The 7,503-nt window shown below is 68.5% G+C and carries 8 protein-coding genes; 2 read left to right on the top strand and 6 right to left on the bottom strand.

From position 1 onward, the window contains the following. Positions 1–14: 14 nt before the first annotated feature. A complete protein-coding gene (locus NS334_RS18110; RefSeq protein ID WP_193753005.1) occupies positions 15–311 on the bottom strand; it encodes a hypothetical protein in 297 nt (98 codons plus the stop codon). Here NS334_RS18110 and NS334_RS05175 point away from each other — a divergent pair. Further along, a complete protein-coding gene (locus NS334_RS05175) occupies positions 301–1,143 on the top strand; it encodes a CAP domain-containing protein (protein ID WP_193753004.1) in 843 nt (280 codons plus the stop codon). The genes NS334_RS18110 and NS334_RS05175 overlap by 11 nt on opposite strands. A gap of 27 nt (positions 1,144–1,170) precedes the next feature. Here NS334_RS05175 and map read toward each other — a convergent pair whose 3' ends face one another. Beyond that, the gene (map, locus tag NS334_RS05170) at positions 1,171–1,995 is read right to left on the bottom strand and encodes a type I methionyl aminopeptidase (RefSeq protein ID WP_058754891.1); all 825 of its coding nucleotides are present in this window, start codon (positions 1,993–1,995) and stop codon (positions 1,171–1,173) included. Positions 1,996–2,046: 51 nt separating this feature from the next. Here map and NS334_RS05165 point away from each other — a divergent pair, with 51 nt between their 5' ends. Further along, on the top strand, positions 2,047–2,817 hold the full coding sequence (locus NS334_RS05165) for a competence/damage-inducible protein A (protein ID WP_058754890.1): 771 nt from the start codon (positions 2,047–2,049) through the stop codon (positions 2,815–2,817). A gap of 325 nt (positions 2,818–3,142) precedes the next feature. On the opposite strand, the gene NS334_RS05160 is transcribed toward NS334_RS05165, so the two are convergent. The 4 genes from NS334_RS05160 to NS334_RS05145 form a co-directional block, all read right to left on the bottom strand. Further along, positions 3,143–3,403: a DUF6356 family protein gene (locus NS334_RS05160; protein WP_241491811.1), complete on the bottom strand. Its 261-nt coding sequence runs from the start codon at positions 3,401–3,403 to the stop codon at positions 3,143–3,145. 68 nt (positions 3,404–3,471) lie between these two features. Next, a complete protein-coding gene (gene ctrA / locus NS334_RS05155) occupies positions 3,472–4,167 on the bottom strand; it encodes a response regulator transcription factor CtrA (RefSeq protein WP_058754888.1) in 696 nt (231 codons plus the stop codon). A gap of 100 nt (positions 4,168–4,267) precedes the next feature. Next, the gene (locus tag NS334_RS05150; RefSeq protein ID WP_058754887.1) at positions 4,268–5,386 is read right to left on the bottom strand and encodes an AI-2E family transporter; all 1,119 of its coding nucleotides are present in this window, start codon (positions 5,384–5,386) and stop codon (positions 4,268–4,270) included. A 78-nt stretch (positions 5,387–5,464) separates the two neighbouring features. Continuing rightward, complete coding sequence (locus tag NS334_RS05145; protein WP_058754886.1) at positions 5,465–6,886, bottom strand: hypothetical protein; 1,422 nt, start codon at positions 6,884–6,886, stop codon at positions 5,465–5,467. Positions 6,887–7,503: the final 617 nt, after the last annotated feature.

The raw sequence follows: 7,503 nt of genomic DNA, 5'->3' as shown, positions 1-7,503 counted from the left end.
TAACAGTGGCAGGATTATGCGGGCGTCATGCGAATGTCCCGCGTCCCCTGGATCGCCGCCGTCTCGGCATCGTCACTGTTGCTCGCAGGATGCGGCGGCGGGGGCAGCGACGGCACGGCGGCGGCCCCGACCAGCGGCGGCATCCAGGTCGCGCCTGCGCCCGCCCCGACGCCGTCCCCGACCCCAGCGCCCAGCCCCAGTCCAAGTCCGAGCCCGTCGCCATCGCCGACGCCGACGCCTTCGGCGACCTTGCCGCCATCGACGCCGGTTTCGAACAACTGGGCGACCAATGCCGCCGCCTTGTTCACCACCCAGCCCGACGTCGCCAATTGCCGACCCGGCGTCCTGGCGCAGGGGGTGCGCGACGACCTGCTGGCGCGATTGAACGCGATCCGCGCGCTGCACCGTTTGCCGGCGGTGGCTTATGCCAGCGCCGACGAGGACCAGGCGACGCAAGGCGCGCTGATGATGGCCGCGAACGGCCAGTTGACCCATACGCCGCCAACGACGTGGAAATGCTATACGTCGGCGGGGGCGACCGGGGCGGGGACCAGCAACCTGTATGGCGGGCTGATCTCCCCGTATCTCGCTTATTATACCGAGGATATGTACCTGGGGGGCTGGTTGACGGAGGTGTCGAACCTGGTCGCCAACAATGTCGGGCATCGTCGCTGGATGCTCGATCCGTTCCTGGGCAAGATCGCCTATGGCCGCGTCGCGCAGGTGCTGGCGGACGGCAGCCGTACCGATGCCGCCGCGATGAAGGTGGTGTCGTTCACCGGCGGCGTGGCGGTGCCGGCCAACCTGCCGCCGTTCGTCGCCTATCCGTACGGCGATTATCCGGCGCGCTACTTCGATGCGGCGGCGCTGCTGTCGTTTACGGTGGTGGCCGACACCACGCAGCGTGGCGGCGCGAACGCGACGGTCGATTTTTCGAAAGCGGCGATCGCGGTCAGCAACGGCGCGACGCAACTGGCGGTGTCGAACGTCAGCTACGACAACGCCGGCTATGCCGTGCCGAACAACCTGCAGTTCAATGTCGCGGAACTGAAGCCCGGCGTCACCTATACCGTGACGATCACCGGGGTCGTGGTGCGCGGGAAGACCGCCGATTACTCGTACACGTTCCGGATCGTGCAATAAGCCGTCCCGCCGGGACGGCCGGTCCGGTCAGTAAGGCGGCTTGTGGAACCCGGCCGGCGAGCCGGTGAAGATTTCGCAACCGGTTTCGGTGATGCCGATCGAATGTTCGAACTGGGCGGATAGCGAACGATCGCGGGTGACCGCGGTCCAGCCGTCGTCGAGCAGCTTCACGTCGGGGCGGCCGATGTTGATCATCGGCTCGATCGTGAAGATCATGCCGGGGCGCAGTTCCGGCCCGGTGCCGGGCCGGCCGACATGCACCACCTCCGGCGCGTCATGGAACAGCCGCCCGACGCCGTGTCCGCAGAAATCGCGGACGACGCCGAAGCGGTGCGACTCGGCATGGCGCTGGATCGCGTGCGCGACGTCGCCCATGTGATTGCCGGGACGCGCCTGTTCGATGCCCAGCATCAGGCATTCATAGGTGACCTCGACCAGCCGCTTCGCCTTCAGCGGCACGTCGCCGATCAGGTACATGCGGCTGGTGTCGCCATGCCATCCGTCGACGATCAGGGTGACGTCGACATTGACGATGTCGCCCGATTTCAGCGCCTTGTCCGATGGGATGCCGTGGCAGACGACATGGTTGATCGAGATGCAGCTGGAATGCGTATAGCCGCGATAGCCGAGCGTCGCCGGCACGCCGCCGCCGGCCTTCACGAAATCGTAGATCAGCCGGTCGATTTCGGCGGTGGTCACGCCCGGGACCATGTGCGGCACCAGCATGTCCAGCGTCGCGGCGGCGAGTTGCCCCGCCTTGTGCATCCCCGCGAAAGCCTCGGGCCCATGCAGCTTGATGGCGCCGGTGCGCGGCAGCGGCGCATCGCTGGTGACGGTCACATATTCGGTCATAGGCGCCGATATAGCGTGACCCGGCGGCGATTGCGAGGTTATGCCATCCCCATGGAGAGCGCCACGAACCACGACCGCATCTGGACCGCCGCGCTGGTGGTGATCGGTGACGAGATCCTGTCGGGACGGACGCAGGATCGCAATATCGCGCAACTCGCGACGTGGCTGAACGTGCAGGGCATCCGGCTGGTGGAGGTGCACGTGGTGCCCGACCGGACGGAGGCGATCGGCGAGGCGGTCAACCGCTTGCGGGCACGCAACGATTATCTGTTCACGACCGGCGGGATCGGGCCGACCCATGACGATATCACCGTCGATGCGATCGCGGCGGCGCTGAATGTCGCGGTGGTCGAGCATCCTGACGCCATCGCGGTGCTGGAGCGGCATTACGCGACGCGCGGCGGGCTGACCGACGCGCGGCGGCGGATGGCGCGGGTGCCCGCCGGAGCGTCGCTGATCGAGAATCGCGTCTCGGGTGCGCCGGGGATCCGTGTCGGCAACGTCTTCATCATGGCCGGCGTGCCGCACATCACCGCCGGGATGCTCGATTCGCTGACCGGGACGCTGGAAGGGGGGCGCCCGGTGGTGAGCGCGACGATCGGTTGCTGGGTGGCGGAAAGCGAGATCGCCGACCTGCTGCGCGCCACCGAGAAGGCGCATGAGGGGGTCGCGATCGGCAGCTATCCGTTCTTCCGCGAGGGGCGGACGGGGGCGAATTTCGTCGTGCGCTCGCCCGATCAGGCGCTGGTCGATCGGTGCGTCGCGGAGTTGACGAAGGGACTGGAGGCGGCGGGCCATGCGGTGACGGCGGGCGGGATCTAGCCACCGGTGTCAGCCCTGCGGGAGACGAGACGTTTGCGAACGTCGCGACATGGTTCCGAAGGCTTCGTCACCCCGGTGGGGGCAGGGGCCGTGGTGCCGCGAACACAAGCGCTTGAAGCGCTTGCGGAACCATGGATGCCGGAACAGGTCCGGCATGACGGCTGGCGTGTCGCGGCGTGATCGAGACTGCGACGCCACGGACGCGCAGGTTTTCGCACGTGCTGGACACCCGCTTTTGACCTGCGGTCAACGTGGATCCTGAGCGCCTGCCGTGCGGGAAGTCGAAGGCGGGGATGACGGGCGCGTTCCGCTAACGTGCGCGCGATCAGATCTCATAGCAGAAGATCCCGGCCTCGCGCGCCTGCCGTGCCCGGTTGCTCATCCGCGCATGGAGGCGGCGGACGGTGTCGCTGCCGGTGGTGGTGAACAGCGCCGGGACGAGGCCGTGGACGACGCACGCCGCGCCGCCGGCGATCATCGTCAGGCCGAAGCCGGCGGCGGTGCGGGCATGGGCCAGATAGCTTTCGCCCATCACGCGCGGGTGGGCGATGAAGGCGGTGTCGAGCAACGCAGTCAGACGGCGCATCATGATCTCCTCGCCGGGTCAGGCTACCGCACGTCGCGGCCCGCCTGCAACCGGAGAGCGAGGCGGATTCACGCGACCTGCGCGGCCTCCTCCGGCTCGCGCAGCACATAGCCGCGGCCCCAGACGGTCTCGATATAATTCTCGCCGTCGCAGGCGAGGCTCAGCTTCTTGCGGAGCTTGCAGATGAAGACGTCGATGATCTTCAACTCGGGCTCGTCCATCCCGCCATACAAATGGTTGAGGAACATTTCCTTGGTCAGCGTCGTGCCCTTGCGGAGCGACAGCAGCTCCAGCATCGCATATTCCTTGCCGGTCAGGTGGACGCGCGCGCCGTCGACCTCGACGGTCTTCGCGTCCAGATTGACCGACAGCTTGCCGGTGCGGATCACCGACTGCGAATGTCCCTTCGAGCGGCGGACGACGGCGTGGATACGCGCGATCAGTTCCTCGCGGTGGAACGGCTTGGTCACGTAATCATCCGCACCGAAGCCGAAGCTGCGGACCTTGGAATCCATTTCGTTGATCCCGCTGAGGATCAGCACCGGCGTCTGGACGCGGGCGACGCGCAGCTTCTTGAGGACGTCATAGCCGTGCATGTCGGGCAGGTTCAGGTCGAGCAGGATGATGTCGTAGTCGTACAGCTTGCCCAGATCGAGGCCTTCCTCGCCCAGGTCGGTGTTGTAGACGTTGAACCCTTCCGTCGACAGCATCAGCTCGATCGCCTTGGCGGTGGTCGGCTCGTCCTCGATCAGCAGCACGCGCATCGGCAGTTCCCCGGTTCCTGGAACGGGCCGCGGTCGCATCGGCCCGGTTCATCGCATTCGTTTACCTGACGGCATCTGACGTAGAAAGGTTAACCGCCACTTAATCGACCTGTTCCTCTTTTTCACCGTCATTGTAAATCTGCGCGTTACGGGCGGTGCCCATCGCGGTGAAGAGCGTGCGCTCACGCGAGCGGGGAATGTCCTCGCCCAGCATCTCGCGCAGGTACAGGCTGCGCACCAGCGTGAACGTCACGACCAGGATCCCGCCGGAGAAGAACAGCCCGAACAGCCCGAACACCGCGCCAGTGCCGATGATCGCGAACAGGCTGAGCGCCGGGGGAATCGCGACCACGCGACTCGTGACAAAGGGTGTGACGAAATTGGTCTGGACGACCCGCACGATCGCGAACACGCCCAGCGCCCAGAGCAGCTGGCCGGTGCCGGCGGTCGCGGCTAGGCCGAGCGCGGGCAGCATCGCGGCGACCGGACCGACATAGGGGATGAACTCGCTGAGCCCGGTCAGCAGGCCCAGCATCGCGGGCGAGGGCACGCCCGCGATCCAGAGCCCGATGCCCACCATCGTGCCCATCACCGTCATCTGGATCAGCTGCGCGCGCAGCCACAGCAGCAACGTCGATCCGACATCGCCCAGCGCATCCTCCATCGCGGCGCGGCGCGACGGCGGGACGAGCAGCAGCACGCCGCGCTCGTAGATCTTCGGATCGACCGCGAAGAAGATCGCGCCGAACAGCACGATCACCGTGTTCAGCAGCAGCTCGCCCGCGCCGCGCACGATCTCCCCGATGTCCTGCGCCACCCGGCTGCCGGCAAAGGCGGCGCGCACCGCATCGGCGACCTTCGCGCCGACCGGGCTTTGCGACATATAGGCCTGCAACTGATCGACCAGCCCCGGTAGCGCGACGACCAGGGTATTGACCTGCGACCGGAATTCGACACCGAACAACCAGCCGAGCAATCCGAGGAAGCCCAGCAGCGTGAAGATCGCGGCGGTCATCGCGCGCTTCCCGCCGAGCCGCAGGCGTGTCGCATATTGTTCGGCGATGGCGTGGATCACGATCGCGATCAGCACCGATCCGAACGCCAGGATCAGCAGATGTCGCGCCAGATAGACGGCGGTGAGCAGCGCGGTGAGCAGGAAGACCCAGAGCACGCGCCGGATGAAGCGCGCGTCGTCGGCGTCCGGGGTCAGCCGGTTCATGCGGGAAGGGCGGAACGTTTCACGAGCGGCACAACGCGCTGTCGCGGAAAAAGGCGCGCGGGTGCGCGCGAATCCGCATCATTGTGGCAGCAGTGCCACGGGCGATCGCCAGCGCAGCAGGGCGTCGTAATCCTGCGGGGCAGGCGACAGGACGACGCGCGCGACGATCGCGGGAACGCAGACCAGCGCCAGCGCGGCGGCGATGAGGGGCGCGCGCGGGCGAATCGCGCGCGCCAGCAACACGCCCGCCAGCGCAATCGCGACGATCGGCCAGAGGTGATAGCGCAGGTCGGTCGCGGGCGAGATGCCGGCGAAGCTGGCCTCCAGCAGCAGCGCGGAGCCGAGCAGGCCGATCGCCAGCCGGCGTGTCGGAGACGGGGATTGGTGGCGGGTGACGTCGAGCAGCACGATCGCCAGCGCCAGCCACGCGATCGGCCAGCCCAGCGGGGTGAGCACGGTCAGCGCGGCCAGTCGCTGCCACGCATCGGCCAGCTTGCCGGGATTGCGAAAGCCATCGTCGTTCGGCTCGCCGCCCGATGGCGGGTCGGCGCCGGGCAGGTCGGCGGGCACCAGCCAGCGCCATGTCATGTTGAGGTGCGCGGCACGCTGCATCAGGTAGGCGAGTGGGTGGCGGGCGATTTCGAGCGCGAGCGCGCGGTACAGCGGCGCGGCAGGGCGCGCGCTCAGCGGCGCGATGACGGCGGCGCACACCGGCACGTCGCCCAGCGGATCCCAGAAATACGGCGTGACGCATCCGGCCGCGCGCAGCCGGTCGCCGGCCGCCGGTGGCAGCCCCGCGACCGATCGACCGGGCGTGCGCGCGGCGATGCCGGCAAGGTCGTACAGCGGCTGGGTCTTGGTGACGTCGCTGCGCGCCGCACCGAGCAGGCCATGATTGATCGGGCCGGAGAGGGCGAGGACCGCGACGACGATCGCCATGGTGGCGATCAGCGGACGGCGCCGGGCACATAGTGCCGCGATCAGCGGCGCAAGAGCGAAAACCGCATTGGCGCGGACCAGCAGCGCATAGCCGAACAGCAGCCCGGCCAGCGCGGCGGCGGGCAGCGGGACGGGAGCGCCGCGCAGTCGATAGCGCGCGATCACGCCGGTCGCGGCGAGTGCCGCCCCGACCATCTGCGCATCCTTGAGCACCACGCCCTGCCACCCGAGCAGCGGCGGCAGCAGACCGACCAGCAGCACCGCCCAGCCGGTGCGGGCGCGACCGGTGCGGGCGAGCGCCTCGGCGATCAGCCCCAGCCCCAGCCAGTAACCGGCGAGCTGGACCACCAGCAGCGGCGCGGTGCCGCCGCCAAGCGGGAGCAGCGCCTGCCAGAGCCGCGCCATGACGGGTGGGTGCCAGTCGTCGAACCGGCCGGTGACGATCTGCCGATACTGGACCAGCGTGTCATATTCGGCGACGCCCGGCCAGAACAGCACGAGGGTCGCCAGCGCGAGACCTGCGGCGGCCAGAATTTGCGGGGCAGGGCGGGCGGGCGTCACCGGCGGTGCAACGCTACGATCGTGGCAGGGGTGCCTTGGCCGGGGGCGCAGTTCGGGGAGCGGCCCGGGCGTGACGACGGCGATGCGGGAGCGGCATACGGTCGTCGCCGTGGGCAGATTCTGCTGGCGGTAGTGCCGGGTGCGCCATGGCATGTCGTTGTGCGGTTCGACGGAGGTCGGACGGGTGTCGCCATGACGATGGGGTTATCGCAGGGGCCGGACTGGTCCTTTCGGCGCTCGTGGGTGCTGATGGTGCGGCAGGATTCGTGGCGATTGCGTTTGCGGACGGATGGACCCCGGCCTTCGCCGGGGTGACCGTCAAGGAGGGGTGAGCGCTTCCGCTAGCGCGGGGCGATGGGATGGCAGGGCCCGAGGTCGGGGCGTTCGCGGAAGGATGGATCGCAGCCCGCGTCGGGGGAACGGTGGAGGAGGCGCGCGCAATAGGGAAGGTCGTGCCCGTCATACCGGCGACGGCCGGGATCCATGGTGCCGCGAGCGCGGGGGGCCGCGATCGCGCGGACGGCTGGACTCTGTTCGGCGGCGGGGGACCGGCAGGACGGGGCAGGCCCGGTCGCCCGCGATGATCGTTGCACCTGCGACGGCAGACCGGCGCGGCA

It is taken from the genome of Sphingomonas endophytica, from assembly GCF_001476895.1.
GTDB classification, from domain to species: Bacteria; Pseudomonadota; Alphaproteobacteria; order Sphingomonadales; family Sphingomonadaceae; genus Sphingomonas; species Sphingomonas endophytica_A.
The sequence above is the reverse complement of the archived record's forward strand: the minus strand, read 5'-3'. Positions and strand labels throughout refer to the sequence as shown.

Bases quoted from the DNA above. Each gene is read 5' to 3' on its own strand.
- NS334_RS05165 (WP_058754890.1), top strand. From the start codon at position 2,047: ATGGAGAGCGCCACGAACCACGACCGCATCTGGACCGCCGCGCTGGTG.
- ctrA (WP_058754888.1), bottom strand. From the start codon at position 4,167: ATGCGCGTGCTGCTGATCGAGGACGAGCCGACCACCGCCAAGGCGATC.
- NS334_RS05160 (WP_241491811.1), bottom strand. From the start codon at position 3,403: ATGCGCCGTCTGACTGCGTTGCTCGACACCGCCTTCATCGCCCACCCG.
- map (WP_058754891.1), bottom strand. From the start codon at position 1,995: ATGACCGAATATGTGACCGTCACCAGCGATGCGCCGCTGCCGCGCACC.
- NS334_RS05150 (WP_058754887.1), bottom strand. From the start codon at position 5,386: ATGAACCGGCTGACCCCGGACGCCGACGACGCGCGCTTCATCCGGCGC.